Below are 15,294 nucleotides of genomic sequence, written 5' to 3' on the forward strand. Positions count from 1 at the left end.
GTCAACGGCAGCGTCGCAACCGCTTGCGCGGTGTAGACCTGCACCAGTTCATCCTCGGTCAAGCCATCGCCCACATCGGCGCGGTACGCCACCTGCCCTGCCGCGATCAGGTTCAACCCGGTGATGCCCAATTCCTGCGCCAGCCTGCGGTTTGCGCAGGTCAGATCATCCTCCGCCCATTGCGGATGGGTACAGCAGGTGTTGGCCCAGAGGTTCGGCGTGTGGTATTTCGTGGCGGCGCGTTGCTGGATCAGCACCCTCGAGCCATCCATCACGAAAACCGATACCGCCTTGTGCCGCAAACCGCGCTGATGCACGGCCAGTTTCTCAACCGGCTGGAACACCCCGTCGACCCAGGCGGGAATCAGATCCATTTTGCCATCGGGGGCAGGCTCATCAACACCGCATCGGCATCATGGCCGGTGGCAAGGCCGAATTTGGTGCCGCGATCATAGACGAGGTTGTATTCAGCATAGAGTCCGCGATGGATCAGTTGCACATCCTTGTCCGCGTCATTCCATGCGATATCGCGGCGTTGGTCGACCAGCGGCACGAAAGCAGGCAGGAAGGCCCGGCCGATATCCTGCGTGAGCGCGAAATCCGCCGCCCAATCGCCGGAGTTGCGGTCATCCATGAAGATGCCACCAACGCCGCGCGCACGACCGCGATGCGGAATGAAGAAATAGTCATCCGCCCAAGCCTTCAACTCGTCATAAAGCCCATCGCCATGCGCTGCCAGATGCGCGCGCTGCACATCATGAAAATGCGCGGTATCGGCGGCATATTCGATGCAGGGGTTGAGGTCAGACCCACCGCCAAACCACCAGGCATGCGGCGTCCAGAACATGCGGGTGTTCATGTGAACGGCAGGGACATGCGGGTTCTGCATATGGGCGACAAGGCTGATGCCGCTGGCCCAGAAGCGCGGGTCACTTTCCATCCCCGGCACCCCGCGTGCGGCCATTGCCTTCTGCGCCGCCGCGCCAAGATTGCCGTATACGGTGGAGATATTGACACCGACTTTCTCGAACACCCGACCGCCGCGCATCACCGACATCACGCCACCACCGGCATCCGACCCGTCATCGGCACGGCGCTTGGTATCCGTCACTTCAAAACGGCCTGCGGGCAGGGTTGCGGTTGGCCCCGTGGTCTGACGATCTTCCAACGCCTCGAAACTTGCGACGATTTCATCGCGCAGGCTGTGAAACCACTGTGCCGCCTCTGCGCGTTCTTGTTCCAAAGTGTCGGTCATCCGGGGCCTCCATCACGATTTGCGGCCCCTTTAGCATCGTTCGGACGGGGCCGCAAAGGCGTGCGCTAAATCGTGCGCATCAGTCGCAACGCATCATAGATCGCGGCATGGGTGTTGCGGGATGAGACAGCATCGCCAATCCGGTACAACTCGAAACGGCCAGCGGGGTTTGGGTGCGCTTGCTGCGGTTGGCGCACGATAAATGCCTCATAATCCACTTGGCCGAGGTTCTTTGACGCAGGTTTCAGCGCGAAATAAAGATCATCGAGCGGCACCGTGCCGTTGTTGACCACCACCTGATCAACCCGTCGCTCACGGGTCACATCGCCGTAATCCGACCCCACGGTGGCGACGAGTTCATTGCCATCACGTCGCACCGACAGCAGCCGCCATGTGACGGTAAAGACCGCATCCGACTTTTGCAGCGTGCGCATATAGGGGACCAAATTCATCGCCATTACCTCTGGCGCAAAACTGCGATCGCGGGTCATCACCTCCACTTTGCCACCAGCAGCCGCGATGATATCGGCGGCTTGCAATCCCGCCGGATCGCCCGCCTCGTCATATACAAGCACGTTGGAGCCGGGGCGGGCATCGCCCGAAAGAACATCCCAAGAGGAGACAACCAGATCATTGCCACCATCCAAAATCGCGGTTTCCGGCAGGCCACCCGTCGCAACAATCACCACATCCGGCGCTTCATGTGATACAGTAGATTCATCAGAGAAGCTGTTGTAATAAAAGACAACCCCCAGTTTCTCACACTGCGCCAAACGCCAATCAATGATCCCGATCATCTCACGGCGCCTTGGCGTTTGCGCGGTCAGGCGAATTTGGCCGCCCGCGTGCGGCGCCGCCTCATGCACGACGACTTTATGTCCGCGCAGCGCTGCCACCCGCGCCGCCTCCAATCCCGCTGGCCCTGCGCCGATGATCAGCACCTTTTTCTGGACATCTGCCTTTGCAATCTCATGCGGTTGCTCCACCTCACGCCCGGTTGAGGGGTTGTGGATGCAATAGGCGTGCCCGCCTTGATAAATTCGGTCGAGGCAATAATTCGCGCCGACGCAGGGGCGGATATCATCTTCTCGTCCTTCGATGATTTTGCGCACCAGATGCGGGTCGGTCATATGCGCGCGGGTCATGCCGACCATATCGAGTTTGCCGGAGGCCACGGCATGGCGCGCAGTTGCCACATCGGGGATGCGGGCGGCGTGGAAAGTGGGCAAGCCCACTTCCGCCCGGATGCGGCCTGCGAAATCCAGATGCGGCGCGGATTTCATGCCTTGAATCGGGATCAGGTCGGTCATTGCCGGATCGGTGTGAATCTGGCCCCGGATCACGTTCAGGAAATCCACCTGACCGGAATCGCGAAAGAGTTTGCCGATCGCGATGCCTTCCGCCTCATCAATCCCGTCTTTTGCCACCTCATCCGCCGTATAACGCATGCCGATCAGGAACTTTTCCCCCACCCGCTCCCGGATTGCCGCGACCACATCCAGCGCGAAACGAGCGCGGTTTTCCAGCGGGCCGCCATAGGGGCCGTCCAGCCGATTGGTGAAGGGCGACATGAATTGGTCCATCAAATGGCCGTAGCACTCCAACTCGACCCCATCAACGCCAGCCGCATGAATTCGTTCCGCCCCGTCGGCGTAGTCTTTGATAATACGGGCAATATCCCAATCTTCCACCTGCTTGGGATAGGCGCGATGCGCGGGTTCGCGCACATGGCTGGTGGAGACCGACGGCAGCCAATCGCCCTTGTCCCAGCGTGTCCGCCGCCCCAGATGGGTAAGCTGGATCATCACCGCAGCACCGTGGTCGTGACATTCATCGGTAAGCTGGCGCATCCAGCCGACAACCTCATCCTTCCAGACCAGGATATTGTTGAACACCGGCGGGCTGTCACGCGAAACCGAGGCCGACCCTGCCGTCATCGTCAGCGCCACGCCTGCTTTGGCGCGTTCGACGTGATAGGCGCGGTAGCGTTCTTTCGGCATCCCATCCTCAGGGTAGGCCGGTTCATGGCTGGTGATCATGATCCTGTTGCGCAGGGTCAGATGCTTGAGGCGGTAAGGCTGCAAAAGCGGATCGTTGGACATGGAACCTCCTTGTGAACTTCCGGTATTGCAGGAAGACTACCGGAGGCGAAACAAAAACGCCTTGGCAAAAGCGACATTCGAAGGTCCGGCCAAGCCGTCGTCGACCCCGAGTTTTCGACGAAAATTCACGGCGCGCTTTCGATCAGGGCACGCAATTGCGTGACGGCATTGGCCACCCGGTTGGCATCGCCGCGCGATTCCACGTTAAGCCGCAGCAGCGGGTCAGTGTCACATGACCGCAGGTTCAATCGCCAATCGCCCATATCCAGCGACAAGCCGTCGGTATCATCGCGCGCCATTGCCTTCGGCCCCAGCGCCGCCAGAACGCGGGCAATGGCGGCCTTCGCATCAGTGCCGCTGAAATTGATCTCGCCCGACGAAGGAAATGCCGCCACCCGTTCGTCAACCAGTTCGGCCAGCGTCAGGCCGCGCCGCGACATCAGTTCCACGATCAAAAGCCATGGGATCATGCCGCTGTCACAACCGGCAAAATCGCGGAAATAGTGGCGGGCCGATATCTCCCCGCCGTAAATCGCCCCGGACTCGCGCAGCGCCTGTTTGAGAGAGGCATGACCTGTCCGCGCCATGACGGGGGTGCCGCCCATGCGCATCACCACCTCTTCGGTGTTCCAGATGATACGGGGGTCATGCACGATGCGTGCGGATTTTTCCCGCGCCAAAAACACTTCGGCCAGCAATCCGACGACATATTGACCCGGAACGAACCGGCCCAGGTGATCGAACAGGAAGCAGCGGTCAAAATCATCGTCCCAGGCGATGCCCATATCGGCACCAGCGGCCAGAACGGCATTGGCCGTCATCGGCCGGTTTTCCGGGAGCAAAGGATTGGGGATGCCATTGGGAAAGCTGCCATCCGGTTCATGGTTCAGGCAGATGAAAGACAACGGCGCGCGCCGCCGCGACAACGCGGCCGTCAGCGCGTCAAACGTGGGACCAGCCGCACCATTGCCGGCATTGACCAGAATTTTCATCGGACGCAGCGCCTTTGCATCGACAAAAGACAGCACAGCGCGAACGTAAGCCCCGCGCGCGGCCTTGGCGGGTCGCACCTCCCCCCCCGGTTTGCCGCGCGCGAAATTTCCGCTTTCGGCCAACGTCTTGATCGCAGACATCGCGCCCGCAGGATCAAGCGGTGCTGCCCCCTTGCCAACCAGTTTCATCCCGTTGAAATCCATCGGGTGGTGCGAGGCAGTTATTTCGATCCCGCCATCCGCTTCGAAATAGGCGGTGGCGTGGTACATCTCCTCGGTGCCGCACAGGCCGAGGTCGAGCACCTCAACCCCTGCCTCCAGCAACCCCTGCTTGACCGACGCCGCAAGCTCCTGCGACGAGGCGCGCGGATCATGGCCAACCACGACACGTTCCGCTTTCAACACCTCGGCAAAGGCGCGGGCGATGCGCTGCGCGATACCGGCGTTCAGCTCTGCACCCATCCGTCCGCAAATGTCATCGGTCCTGAAGCAGGTCAGCGCGGTCATCATATCCCGTCCGTCTTTCGGCGCGTCCAAGATGCACCTTCAACCCATCAAAAACACATGCGCTGACTGTGGCCAAGGGCTAACATTGCGTCAGCCGGTGCTTATTTTGCCCGTTGTTTCGACCCTCACCAACAGTGCGGCAAAATCGTTGCACTCCGCGCGGAACCGGCAACAATCGGGACTGCACGCTTTACCCTGCGGTGGGGCTCGTCTAATCAGAAACATGACCAACAAGGGCCGGACATGCGCATCCTGATCACCAATGACGACGGCATCAACGCCCCTGGGCTGAAGGTTCTGCATGAGATCGCGACCGAACTTGCCGGACCGCAGGGTGAGGTGTGGACAGTCGCCCCGGCGTTTGAACAGTCCGGCGTTGGCCATTGCATCAGCTATACCCGCCCGATGATGATATCGGAACTCGCCCCCCGCGCCTTTGCCGCCGAGGGTAGCCCTGCCGATTGCGTGCTGGCCGGGCTTTACGATGTGATGACCGACGCACGACCCGATCTGGTGCTGTCAGGCGTGAACAGGGGCAACAATGCCGGGCAGAACGCGCTTTATTCCGGCACCATCGGCGGCGCGATGGAAGCGGCCTTGCAAGGCATCCCGGCGGTGGCGCTATCGCAGTTTCTGGGGCCGAAAACCCATGGGCTTGATGACCCGTTTGAGGGCGCGCGCGTCCACGGGACCAATGTGCTGCGCGCCTTGCTTGAAAAGGGGCTGTGGGACAATGACGACGATTACCAACTGTTTTACAACATCAACTTCCCGCCTTGTTCCGCAGCCGATGTCAAAGGCAGCAAGGTCGTTACCCAAGGCTGGCGGCCCGGCACCTATTTCGGAGTGGAGCCGCATCATGCCCCCAATGGCCGCCGCTTCCTGTGGATCAAAGGCGGCGCGCAAGCGGTTCCAACCGGGCCGGGGACCGATGTTCAGGCCAATCTTGATGACTTCATCGCCATCACGCCGATGCGCGCCGATCTGACCGCACACGACCGCCTTGCCGAGTTGGAGGCGCGTCTGGGATGACCACAGGGGTACCGAGCAGCGATGATGATCTTGCCGAACGCAAGATGCGCTTTCTCTTTGCCCTGCGGTCCAAAGGTGTCACCGACGCGCGGGTTTTGACCGCGATGGAACAGGTGGACCGGGGGCATTTCGTCAAGGGTCTTTTTGCCGACCGCACTTATGAGGACATGCCCTTGCCGATCGCCTGTGGCCAAACCATCAGCCAGCCCTCGGTGGTCGGCCTGATGACGCAGGCGCTGGCGGTGCAGCCGCGAGATACGGTGCTGGAGGTGGGAACAGGCTCGGGCTATCAGGCGGCGATCCTGTCGCAGCTTGCGCGCCGGGTCTATACAGTCGACCGCCACCGCCGCCTTGTGCGTGAGGCGACCGAGGTGTTCAAGGCGCTTGGCCTGTCCAATATCACCGCTTTCGCGGCCGACGGCAGTTACGGTCTGCCCGATCAGGCACCGTTTGACCGGATACTGGTCACCGCAGCCGCCGAAGACCCGCCCGGCCCCCTCTTGGCTCAGCTGAAGATCGGGGGTATCATGGTGGTGCCGGTGGGTCAGTCCGACGCGGTGCAGCGGCTTATCAAGGTCACACGCCTTGAAAAGGGCTATGATTACCATGAGCTTCGGCCCGTGCGGTTCGTGCCGCTGGTGGAAGGTCTGGGTGCCGAGTGAACGTAAACCAAACCGCACCGGGGCCAACCCGGGCGAAATCTGTGAGGCAGTAGAGCAATGACCCGTTTCCCCCGCTTGTTGATGATCGGCGTCGCCTTTGGCGCGTTGGGTGCCTGTAGCCAGGATGGTTTTGACTGGGATTTGCGTGGTCTGACCGGGGGCGCATTGGACACCAGCGATGCCGCCCGGCAAGTGACCGAAAACCGCCCGGCAGCCGACAATCGCGGCGTGATCGCCTATCCCGGCTATCAGGTCGCCCTGGCCCGGCGCGGCGATACCGTGACATCGGTTGCGGCCCGCGTAGGGATAAGCGCTGATGAGCTCGGTCGTTACAACGCCTTGAAACCGAATGACCTTCTTCGCGAGGGGGAACTGCTCGCCCTGCCACGCCGTGTCGCTGCGGCACCGGTCATCGGCACCGCCCCGCAAAGCGGCGCGATTGTCGGCGGCACCATCGCCCCGGCCCCGGTCGAGGTGACAGCGATTGCCAGCGGTGCGCTTGACCGGGTGGGCGGGAGTACTGCGCAACCCGCCCCCGCCACCACCAGAGAGCAACCCGGCCGCCACCGCGTCAAGCGTGGCGAAACCATCTATTCGGTGGCGCGCACCTACGGCGTCAGCGTCAAGTCACTTGCAGACTGGAACGGGCTTGGTCCCGACCTCGACCTGCGCGAAGGCCAGTATTTGTTGATCCCGGTGGTTGCGGCCGCAGCGCCCACTAGGCCCTCGAACTCAACCAACGCTCCCGGCACCCAATCGCCAATCGCCACGCCGCCGTCGGCGTCGCAACCATTGCCGGCTGAAAAGACCCAGCCCGCAGCCGAAAAGCCAAAAAATATGCCAGGTTCCCCCGATCTGGGGAAAACCCGCACCGCGGCGTCCGAAAGCAAATATGTCATGCCGGCAGAAGGACGCATCATCCGGCCCTTCACCAAAGGCAAAAGCGAAGGCATCGACATCGGTGCCGCCGCAGGGTCGGTGGTGAAAGCAACCGCAGCGGGTGAAGTGGCCGCCATCACCAAAGACACCGATCAGGTGCCGATCATCGTGCTGCGCCATCCCGGCAATATCCTTTCGGTCTATGCCGGGATTGATGCGGTGAAGGTCAAGAAAGGCGATCAGGTCAGCAAGGGCCAAGCCATTGCCGTGGTGCGCAAGGCCAACCCGACCTTCCTGCATTTTGAGGTCAGAAAAGGCGTGGAAGCGGTCGATCCGGTGAGTTTGCTGCAATAAGTGGCGTCGCCGCTTTTCACGCGCCGGTCACTTCAGGAAGAACAGCACCGTCATGACAAGACCGACAACGGTGATCCCGTGCCGCAACAGGTCGGTACGGGTCACCCTGCGGGCAAGTCTTGCGCCGATGAAGCCGCCTGTGGCCGTCGAAATCGCCATCGGCAGCGCCACTTTCCACGCGATGATGCCCGCGGCAATGAAGGCCACGCAGGACACCAGCGCCAACAGTGCCGAAAACAGGTTTTTCAACCCGTTCATCCCATGCAGATTGGTGAAACCGACAAGCCCGAACGCGGCCAGCAGCATGATCCCCAGACCGCCGTTGAAATAGCCGCCGTAAATGCTGACCGACAGGATCACCAGCACGGTCACGCCAACCCCTGCCCCTGCCCGCCCGCGTTGCCGCAAGGCCGCCAGCAGATAGGGGCCGAGTGCAAAGAGTGCCGTCGCAATCAAAAGCAACCACGGCACAAGGGCGCTGAACCCTTCGGAGGAGGAGAAGATCAACAGCAGCGCGCCGATCACCCCGCCCGCAACCGAAAGCGCCAGCAGCGCCTTCAGGCTTAACGCGCCTTCGGGTTTGATATCCTTGCGGTAAGCCCATGCCGAGGTGAAATAACCCGGCAATGCCGTCAATGTTGCCGTGGCATTGGCGGAGATCGGCGGAATCCCGAACCAGACCAGCGCCGGAAAGCTGATGAAGGTGCCCCCGCCCGCAACCGCGTTCAGAACACCGGCGACAAATCCGGCAAGGATAAGCACAACATATGACAGCATGACCGGTCCTTCATCTATCCACACGAACACTGCCTTGTGGCATGGGCCGGATGGGGCTGCAAACCGGAAAGCGCGGTGAAACGGTTGGGCAGGCGCAGGCCAAATCACAGGCGCGTCCGCGCCAGCCGGATTAAAGCGTCACACCCTTGCGCGCTGCCAGATCGGTGAAGAACTGCCACGCCACCCGGCCCGACCGTGCGCCGCGTGTCGCTTGCCACTCAATCGCCTCAGCCCGCAGGGTTTCGTCGTCGACTTCCACGCCATGCGCATCACAGTAGCCCCGGATCATCGCCAGATATTCATCCTGACTGCACGGGTGAAAGCCAAGCCAAAGGCCGAACCGGTCTGAGAGTGAGACTTTCTCCTCCACCGCCTCCGATGGGCTGATCGCGGTCGAACGCTCATTCTCGATCATGTCGCGCGGCATCAGGTGGCGGCGGTTTGAGGTGGCATAGAACAGCACGTTTTCCGGCCGCCCCTCAATCCCGCCATCGAGCACGGCTTTGAGAGATTTGTAGTGCGTATCATCGTGGCTGAACGAGAGGTCATCACAGAACAGGATGAAGCGCCGGTCAGGGGCCGCGCGCAAATGACGCAAAAGCGAGGTGACGGAAGGCAAATCCTCCCGGCTCAACTCGACCAGAATGATCGGGGTCGTTTTGTGAATATCCGCATGGATTGCCTTGACAAGACTGGATTTTCCCATCCCGCGCGCACCCCAAAGCAATGCATTGTTCGCGGGCAGCCCTTGGGCGAAATGCCGGGTATTCTCATGCAGGATATCGCGCGCACGGTTGATGCCGACCAGCAGCGACAAATCCACCCGTGACACATTCGGCACCGGGTCCAAACGCTCCGGCCCGGTATGCCAGATGAACGCCGAAGCCGCATCGAAATCCGGCGCAGGCAAAGGCCGGGGGCTGACACGTTCCAACGCTTCGGCGATGCGGAGCAGGGCGGCACTCTCCATCAGGATGCCCTCTCGTCGCTTCCATCATCGGCGTAGTCGTCATCTTCATCTTCGACCCACAACCCTTGTGCGCGCAAATCGGCCTCACGCTTCTTTTCAACGCGGCGCACCAGCAGGATCGAGATTTCATAAAGCCCATAAACCACGGTGAACAGAATGATCTGAGTGATAACATCCGGGGGTGTCACAATCGCGGCCAGAACCAGAATTGCAACCACCGCATATTTGCGCACCGATCCCAGACCTGCCGCCGAAACCAGCCCCGCCTTGCCCATCAGCGTCAACAGCACCGGAAGCTGGAAGCATAGCCCGAACGCAAGGATGAATTTCGTCGTCAACGCCAAGTATTCCTCCATCGAGCCCTGGAAGACCACACCCGCCGTTCCGCTTTTCACGTCACCGACGCTGGGGGCAATCTGCTGAAAACCAAGGAAGAACTGGAACGCCAGCGGCAGGATCACGATATAGGCAAACGCCGCTCCGATAAGGAACATGATGGGTGAGGCAATCAGGAAAGGCAGAAACGCGCCCTTCTCGTTCTTGTAAAGCCCCGGTGCCACAAAGCGCCACATCTGATAGGCGATGACGGGAAAGGACAGGATGAAGCCACCGAAGAACGAGATGCGGATCGCGACAAAGAACCCTTCTTGCAGCTTGATCAACACAAGTGAGCAATCCTGATTGCGTTCTGTCAACGCAGCGCAGATCGGATGGGTCAGAAAGTTGAAGATCGGGTTCCAGACGGTGAAACACAGCACCATTCCGACCAGAAATGCGATGACGGAATAGATCAGACGATTTCGCAACTCCGCCAGATGTTCGATCAGCGGGGCAGAACTGTCGTCGATATCATCGCTGCTCATACGTCGATCTTCTTCGTGCTGGTTTTCCGGCTCGCGGCTTTTGGTTTGACGGCGGGTTTGGGTGTTGCTTTCGCCACAGGTTTCGTCGCGGGTTTCGCGGTGACGGCGGGTTTGGCCGCAGCTTTCGGCTTTGCCGTTTTCACGGCAGGTTTCGCCGTAGTTGCGACCGCTGGTTGCGCGGCGGATTTCACCGCTTCCGCTCGCTCCACCCGCTTTGCCACCTGTGCGTCAGCCAGGGCCTTGGTTGCCGGGCCTTGCGCGGGTTCCATCATATCCGGTTTCGGCACATCCGGTTTAGAAGGAGCCGGTTTCGGCGCGTCAGGATCAGGCTTCAACCCGCTGGACTTGCTTGGCTTCAGCGGATCCCACTTCTCGAATTTGCTCGCGGCATCCTTAACCGCATCCAGCCCCATCGCCTTGGCGGAAGTGACCTTGCGCAGGTCGGATGCGACATCCTTGACCCCCGCCTCATCCGCTGCCGATTCCATCGCGCGGCTGAATTCGCGCGCCATGCTGCGCGCCTTGGCGGTAAAACGCCCAAGCGTGCGGAACATGTCGGGCAAATCCTTGGGGCCGATCACGATCAGCGCCACCACCCCGATAATCAAAAGCTCCGACCAACCAATATCAAACATGGGCTTATCCCCGCACGGTTGCTATCAGACCTTGTCCTTGCTTTTCGCCTTTGGCTTCGGCGTCACGTCGACGATATCGTCGTCCTCGTCTTTTTCCAGTTCTGCCGTTTCTTCCTTCACGCCTTTCTTGAAGGCGTTGATGCCTTTGCCAACCTCGCCCATCAGCGACGAAACCTTGCCCCGGCCGAAAAGCACCAGAACCACGACGGCAATCAAAAGAAGGCCCGGAATCCCAATATTCTGAAGCATATGCCTATTCTCCCTTGTCGGGCCAACGCATGGGCCCGCAACTTTGCAGCTTTCATCTATGGCCAACTGCGCGCGGATCATAGGGGGATTCGGCTTTACGAAGCGCCCTGCTGACAGTATTTTGTCAGTTGCCCCTCCCCCGAAACAGCCGATGAGCCGCAGATGAGCCGTGACCAACGCATATTCGATCTGATCCAGAGGATGCGCGATGGCAAGTTGCATACGGCTGCCGAATTGGCGCGCGACATGAGGGTTTCCACCCGCACGATCTGGCGCGACATGGCGATGATGGCGGCAACCGGCATTCCGGTCGAAGGCGAACGGGGTTTGGGTTATATCCTGCGCTCACCGCTGGTTCTGCCGCCCCTGATGCTGACACCGGAGGAGTTGGAAGCCCTGATGGCAGGCTTGGCGCATATCGGGGCGGAAGCCGGCCCGCGCGCCAAAGCTGCCAAGGCGCTGCGCTTCAAGGTGGCAACGCTGCTGCCCCATGCGGGAATTCCGGCCGAGAGTGACGATCAGTAGCCTTACGCCGGAAACACAAAACACCGATCGCGGCGGATCATCAGCCACAAGGGCGTCCCCGCATTCGGCAAGAACACCCCCGGAATCGCTGCGGTGAGCTTTGATCCATCAAAATCCATGGTGAAATCAACGAGGCTTTCATGGCCCAGAAACCGTGCGCGCGACACGGTGCCACGCGCGGGTGTGCCTTCGGCGGAGGTCGGGTTGGGGCCGCGCCCGGCGCGATCAAAGTCGATCTTCAAATGCTGAGGTCGAATGACAATCTCGACCTTGCCGCCGTCCGGATGGCCCGGCGTCAGGAAAGCGCCAAAAGGCGTTTGGGTCAGCGCACCCTTGGAAACACCTTTTATCACATTGATATCGCTAAAGAACGCCGCAGCCGCGCGATCCACGGGCGCATTGTAGATGTTATAGGGGGAGCCGCGCTGAACAATCGTACCATCCCGCATCAGCGCAATCTCATCCGCCATCCGCAAGGCTTCTTCCGGTTCATGTGTGACCAGCAAAACGGCAGTGCCTTCCTCTTTCAACACCTCAAGCGTTTGGTCGCGGATGCCGTCGCGCAAGCGATTGTCGAGACCGGAGAAAGGTTCATCCATCAGCATGATGCGCGGACGCGGCGCCAAGGCGCGGGCAAGTGCCACGCGCTGCTGTTCACCGCCAGAAAGCTCATGCGGGTACTTGGGGCCAAAGCCGGAAAGGTTCACCTTCTCCAGCAACGCCGCAATCCGGGCGGTTTTCGCGACCTTATCGCCTGAAAGACCAAAACCCACATTCTGCGCCACGGTCAGATGCGGAAACAGCGCGAAATCCTGAAACATCAGGCCAACGCCGCGCCGTTCCGGCGGAATGCTGTGCTGAGCATCACAGACGACCTGCCCATCCATGCGGATCACGCCGCTGTCCGGCAGTTCCACCCCTGCAATCATCCGCAGCGTCGTAGATTTACCGCAACCCGACGGGCCGAGAAGGCAGGTCACCTGCCCCGCCGCAATCGTCAATGACAGATCCCTGACCACCGCGCGGCTGCCAAAGTGGCGTGAGAGGGTCACAGCCTCCAGTCTGGGCGTGGCATTCGGCATTCGGGGCGCGCAGCCTTTACCTTATTATTTCAATCAGGTTTGATCTAACAGCATGGAACACGCGATTCAAGCCGTCAATCTTCACCAAAAAGAACATCAAACAGAGGCCGCACCGTCCCGTCGCCATACCTCAGATCGTGGCATTGATCGCGCCGCCGTCCAGCAGAATGTTCTGCCCGACGATGTAACCCGCCTTGTTGGAACATAGGAAGGCGCATGCCGCGCCGAATTCCTCTGCCGTGCCATAGCGCCGGGTCGGGATCGTCGCTGCGCGCCGTTTTTTGGCCTCGGCCAGATCAATCCCCTGCGCTTTTGCCACCCCGCCATCGAGGCTCAGCGCGCGGTCGGTGTCATGGATGCCCGGCAACAGATTGTTGATCGTTACGCCATGTTCGGCCACCTGCCGCGCAGTTCCGGCGACAAAACCGGTCAAACCGGTGCGCGCCGCGTTGGACAGGCCGAGCTGCGGGATCGGTGCCTTGACCGAACCCGAGGTGATGTTGACGACCCGGCCCCATTTACGCGCGATCATCCCCGGCAACATCGCCTGCATCAACGCAATCGGCGTCAGCATGTTGCCATCCAGCGCCTTGATGAAATCATCGCGCGACCAATCTGACCACAGGCCGGGGGGCGGGCCACCTGCGTTGGTGACCAGAATATCGACATCGCCCGCAGCGGTGAGCACCTCGGCCCGACCGGCCTGCGTGGTGATATCGGCGGCAACCGCTGTCACCTCTACCCTGTAGGTTTTACGCAGATGCGCGGCGGTCTCCTGCAATGCGGCATCGCCGCGGGCGTTGATCACGAGGTCCACCCCGGCCTCGGCCAAAGCCGCAGCACACCCTCGGCCCAACCCTTTTGACGCGGCACAGACCAGTGCCTTTTTCCCTTTGATACCAAGATCCATCTGACCCTCCTCAATTGTCGGATTGCCCAAGTGCTAGCAGCGCAATCCAAAAAGGGAAAGTGCCGAGATGATTCGCCGCTGCGCCCGCCATGCAAGTTTTGCTTTGCCGCAGGCAGAAATCCGGCACCACAAATGCAACTCCGGGGCGATGTTTTCGCGCTTTCTGCACTAATTCGACAGGATACGCCTATCTGGTCAAAACGGTAAGGATTTGATAAGATTGATCCGTGGAAAATGGGGGCGTTTTTCATACGGCTGGATTACGACATGCTTAGAATGGACATCGCCTTGACTGCTGCCCCGAATATCTCAATGCCACCGGAACAGGTTTGTCAGGTTTTTCCTGCACCGGATATTTTTGTCAGCATCGGGGTCAACCTTGGCGACGGACTCACCGAGCTTGAGGCGTGCTGTCTTGGCGATATCTACGAACTGGCAGCGGATGCCGCTGCCTATCGGCTGGTGCTGCTGCGCGATGATCTGGGGCAGATTGTTGCACAAAACAGCGGCGTCGGCGTCCCCGGCGAACGGGTGGTACTGAATGCGCGCTATACGATGCTGGCGCCTGATGGCGACAAGGTGGAACTGCTGGCGCTGCGGCTTCGCGGCAGTGATCAGAACGTGGTGCTGCCACTGTCGCCGATCGGATCGCAGATCGAATACACCTTGATCAAAGCCGAAGAGGCGCACCCGGAGGAGCGTCTGCTTGACCTGTTGTGCATTTCTTTTGAACGCGGCACCATGATCACGCTGGGCAATGGCAGCCAGCGCCCGATTGAGGCGCTGTCGCCCGGCGACCGCATCCTGACCCGCGACCACGGGCCAAAACCCTTGCGCTGGGTCGGCAATGTGACGTTGCGCGCGGTGGGTGCCTATGCCCCGGTCATCATTCCGGCGGGTGTTCTGGGCAACGATCGCGATCTGGTGGTCAGCCAGCATCACCGCATGTTCCTTTATCAGCGAAACAAATCCGGCGGGATGCCACAGGCGGAAATTCTGGTGCAGGCCAAGCATCTGGTCGATCATGAGAATATCTTTTTGCGTGAATCCGGCTATGTCGACTATTTCAGCCTGATTTTTGACGATCACGAAATCATCTATGCCGAAGGCATTCCGGCCGAAAGCCTGATGGTAACTGACGCCACGCTGTCGCGGCTTCCCCCTCGTCTTGCTGCCGAGGTAAAGGAGCTTTTTCCAGACCTGAGCCAGAACCAGCATTTCGGAGTCGAAGCGGGCCGTGACCTGTTGAACGACCTCGCCTTGAAGCGGCGCGCCCGCAAGTAGAAACCCGGACCCCACCCGCGGTAGATCTCACTTTGCCCAAAGCGTTTCAGCAGAGTGTTTCCGCGCAACCGTGCTGATGCGTATCAATGAATGAATGTGCGGATCTGATGAAAACACGACACGCCTTGCTGTGGACGGCGCAGGCGGCTTCGGCTACAGACGCCAGATGCAAGATATGTCGAACCGCCCCGCCATTCCGCCCGAAATTGCCCGCCT

Annotated in this window: 16 protein-coding genes; 5 read left to right on the top strand and 11 right to left on the bottom strand. The window is 60.4% G+C overall.

The window, feature by feature from the left end; all coding sequences use genetic code 11:
• From L0H65_RS04270 to L0H65_RS04285, 4 genes are all read right to left on the bottom strand, one after another.
• On the bottom strand, positions 1–374 hold a 374-nt coding region (locus tag L0H65_RS04270; protein ID WP_301457593.1), incomplete at its 3' end, for an isopentenyl-diphosphate delta-isomerase.
• Positions 365–1,255 carry an oxygen-dependent coproporphyrinogen oxidase gene (gene hemF / locus L0H65_RS04275; RefSeq protein ID WP_301457594.1) on the bottom strand — a complete coding sequence of 297 codons (891 nt, stop codon included), beginning with the start codon at positions 1,253–1,255 and terminating at the stop codon, positions 365–367. The genes L0H65_RS04270 and hemF, both read right to left, overlap by 10 nt.
• A gap of 65 nt (positions 1,256–1,320) precedes the next feature.
• A complete protein-coding gene (locus tag L0H65_RS04280) occupies positions 1,321–3,357 on the bottom strand; it encodes an NADH:flavin oxidoreductase (protein ID WP_301457595.1) in 2,037 nt (678 codons plus the stop codon).
• Between the two features lie 125 nt (positions 3,358–3,482).
• A complete protein-coding gene (locus tag L0H65_RS04285) occupies positions 3,483–4,856 on the bottom strand; it encodes a phosphomannomutase (protein WP_301457596.1) in 1,374 nt (457 codons plus the stop codon).
• A gap of 243 nt (positions 4,857–5,099) precedes the next feature.
• Between L0H65_RS04285 and surE the strand changes: the two genes are divergently transcribed.
• The 3 genes from surE to L0H65_RS04300 are packed head-to-tail and all read left to right on the top strand — an operon-like array spanning position 5,100 to position 7,783.
• Positions 5,100–5,888, top strand: coding sequence for a 5'/3'-nucleotidase SurE (gene surE / locus L0H65_RS04290; RefSeq protein WP_301457597.1), 789 nt, complete (start codon positions 5,100–5,102; stop codon positions 5,886–5,888).
• Complete coding sequence (locus L0H65_RS04295) at positions 5,885–6,550, top strand: protein-L-isoaspartate(D-aspartate) O-methyltransferase (protein ID WP_301457598.1); 666 nt, start codon at positions 5,885–5,887, stop codon at positions 6,548–6,550. The genes surE and L0H65_RS04295 overlap by 4 nt, the downstream gene beginning before the upstream one ends.
• Before the next feature lie 57 nt (positions 6,551–6,607).
• A complete protein-coding gene (locus L0H65_RS04300) occupies positions 6,608–7,783 on the top strand; it encodes a LysM peptidoglycan-binding domain-containing protein (protein ID WP_301457599.1) in 1,176 nt (391 codons plus the stop codon).
• A 27-nt stretch (positions 7,784–7,810) separates the two neighbouring features.
• Here the strand turns inward: L0H65_RS04300 and L0H65_RS04305 are convergent, their stop codons facing one another.
• From L0H65_RS04305 to tatA, 5 genes are all read right to left on the bottom strand, one after another.
• The gene (locus L0H65_RS04305; protein WP_301457600.1) at positions 7,811–8,560 is read right to left on the bottom strand and encodes a sulfite exporter TauE/SafE family protein; all 750 of its coding nucleotides are present in this window, start codon (positions 8,558–8,560) and stop codon (positions 7,811–7,813) included.
• Positions 8,561–8,690: 130 nt separating this feature from the next.
• Positions 8,691–9,530: an ATP-binding protein gene (locus L0H65_RS04310; protein WP_301457601.1), complete on the bottom strand. Its 840-nt coding sequence runs from the start codon at positions 9,528–9,530 to the stop codon at positions 8,691–8,693.
• A complete protein-coding gene (tatC, locus tag L0H65_RS04315; protein WP_301457602.1) occupies positions 9,530–10,393 on the bottom strand; it encodes a twin-arginine translocase subunit TatC in 864 nt (287 codons plus the stop codon). Before tatC ends, L0H65_RS04310 begins: the two co-directional genes overlap by 1 nt.
• Complete coding sequence (tatB, locus tag L0H65_RS04320; protein ID WP_301457603.1) at positions 10,390–11,028, bottom strand: Sec-independent protein translocase protein TatB; 639 nt, start codon at positions 11,026–11,028, stop codon at positions 10,390–10,392. Before tatB ends, tatC begins: the two co-directional genes overlap by 4 nt.
• Before the next feature lie 24 nt (positions 11,029–11,052).
• Positions 11,053–11,277, bottom strand: coding sequence for a twin-arginine translocase TatA/TatE family subunit (gene tatA, locus L0H65_RS04325; RefSeq protein ID WP_301457604.1), 225 nt, complete (start codon positions 11,275–11,277; stop codon positions 11,053–11,055).
• Positions 11,278–11,439: 162 nt separating this feature from the next.
• Here tatA and L0H65_RS04330 point away from each other — a divergent pair, with 162 nt between their 5' ends.
• Complete coding sequence (locus L0H65_RS04330; RefSeq protein WP_301457605.1) at positions 11,440–11,802, top strand: YafY family protein; 363 nt, start codon at positions 11,440–11,442, stop codon at positions 11,800–11,802.
• 2 nt (positions 11,803–11,804) lie between these two features.
• On the opposite strand, the gene L0H65_RS04335 is transcribed toward L0H65_RS04330, so the two are convergent.
• Positions 11,805–12,884 carry an ABC transporter ATP-binding protein gene (locus L0H65_RS04335; RefSeq protein WP_301457606.1) on the bottom strand — a complete coding sequence of 360 codons (1,080 nt, stop codon included), beginning with the start codon at positions 12,882–12,884 and terminating at the stop codon, positions 11,805–11,807.
• 130 nt (positions 12,885–13,014) lie between these two features.
• A complete protein-coding gene (locus L0H65_RS04340; RefSeq protein WP_301457607.1) occupies positions 13,015–13,794 on the bottom strand; it encodes an SDR family oxidoreductase in 780 nt (259 codons plus the stop codon).
• Positions 13,795–14,061: 267 nt separating this feature from the next.
• Between L0H65_RS04340 and L0H65_RS04345 the strand changes: the two genes are divergently transcribed.
• Positions 14,062–15,078, top strand: a complete 1,017-nt coding sequence (locus L0H65_RS04345) for a Hint domain-containing protein (RefSeq protein WP_301457608.1) — start codon at positions 14,062–14,064, stop codon at positions 15,076–15,078.
• The last annotated feature ends 216 nt before the right edge of the window (positions 15,079–15,294 follow it).

The sequence above is a fragment of the Pseudorhodobacter sp. genome, from assembly GCF_030452865.1.
Taxonomy (GTDB): domain Bacteria; phylum Pseudomonadota; class Alphaproteobacteria; order Rhodobacterales; family Rhodobacteraceae; genus Pseudorhodobacter.

Coding starts and splice junctions, on each gene's coding strand:
- hemF (WP_301457594.1), bottom strand. CDS start 1,255: ATGACCGACACTTTGGAACAAGAACGCGCAGAGGCGGCACAGTGGTTT.
- L0H65_RS04280 (WP_301457595.1), bottom strand. CDS start 3,357: ATGTCCAACGATCCGCTTTTGCAGCCTTACCGCCTCAAGCATCTGACC.
- L0H65_RS04285 (WP_301457596.1), bottom strand. CDS start 4,856: ATGACCGCGCTGACCTGCTTCAGGACCGATGACATTTGCGGACGGATG.
- surE (WP_301457597.1), top strand. CDS start 5,100: ATGCGCATCCTGATCACCAATGACGACGGCATCAACGCCCCTGGGCTG.
- L0H65_RS04295 (WP_301457598.1), top strand. CDS start 5,885: ATGACCACAGGGGTACCGAGCAGCGATGATGATCTTGCCGAACGCAAG.
- L0H65_RS04300 (WP_301457599.1), top strand. CDS start 6,608: ATGACCCGTTTCCCCCGCTTGTTGATGATCGGCGTCGCCTTTGGCGCG.
- L0H65_RS04305 (WP_301457600.1), bottom strand. CDS start 8,560: ATGCTGTCATATGTTGTGCTTATCCTTGCCGGATTTGTCGCCGGTGTT.
- L0H65_RS04310 (WP_301457601.1), bottom strand. CDS start 9,530: ATGGAGAGTGCCGCCCTGCTCCGCATCGCCGAAGCGTTGGAACGTGTC.
- tatC (WP_301457602.1), bottom strand. CDS start 10,393: ATGAGCAGCGATGATATCGACGACAGTTCTGCCCCGCTGATCGAACAT.
- tatB (WP_301457603.1), bottom strand. CDS start 11,028: ATGTTTGATATTGGTTGGTCGGAGCTTTTGATTATCGGGGTGGTGGCG.
- tatA (WP_301457604.1), bottom strand. CDS start 11,277: ATGCTTCAGAATATTGGGATTCCGGGCCTTCTTTTGATTGCCGTCGTG.
- L0H65_RS04330 (WP_301457605.1), top strand. CDS start 11,440: ATGAGCCGTGACCAACGCATATTCGATCTGATCCAGAGGATGCGCGAT.
- L0H65_RS04335 (WP_301457606.1), bottom strand. CDS start 12,884: ATGCCGAATGCCACGCCCAGACTGGAGGCTGTGACCCTCTCACGCCAC.
- L0H65_RS04340 (WP_301457607.1), bottom strand. CDS start 13,794: ATGGATCTTGGTATCAAAGGGAAAAAGGCACTGGTCTGTGCCGCGTCA.
- L0H65_RS04345 (WP_301457608.1), top strand. CDS start 14,062: ATGCTTAGAATGGACATCGCCTTGACTGCTGCCCCGAATATCTCAATG.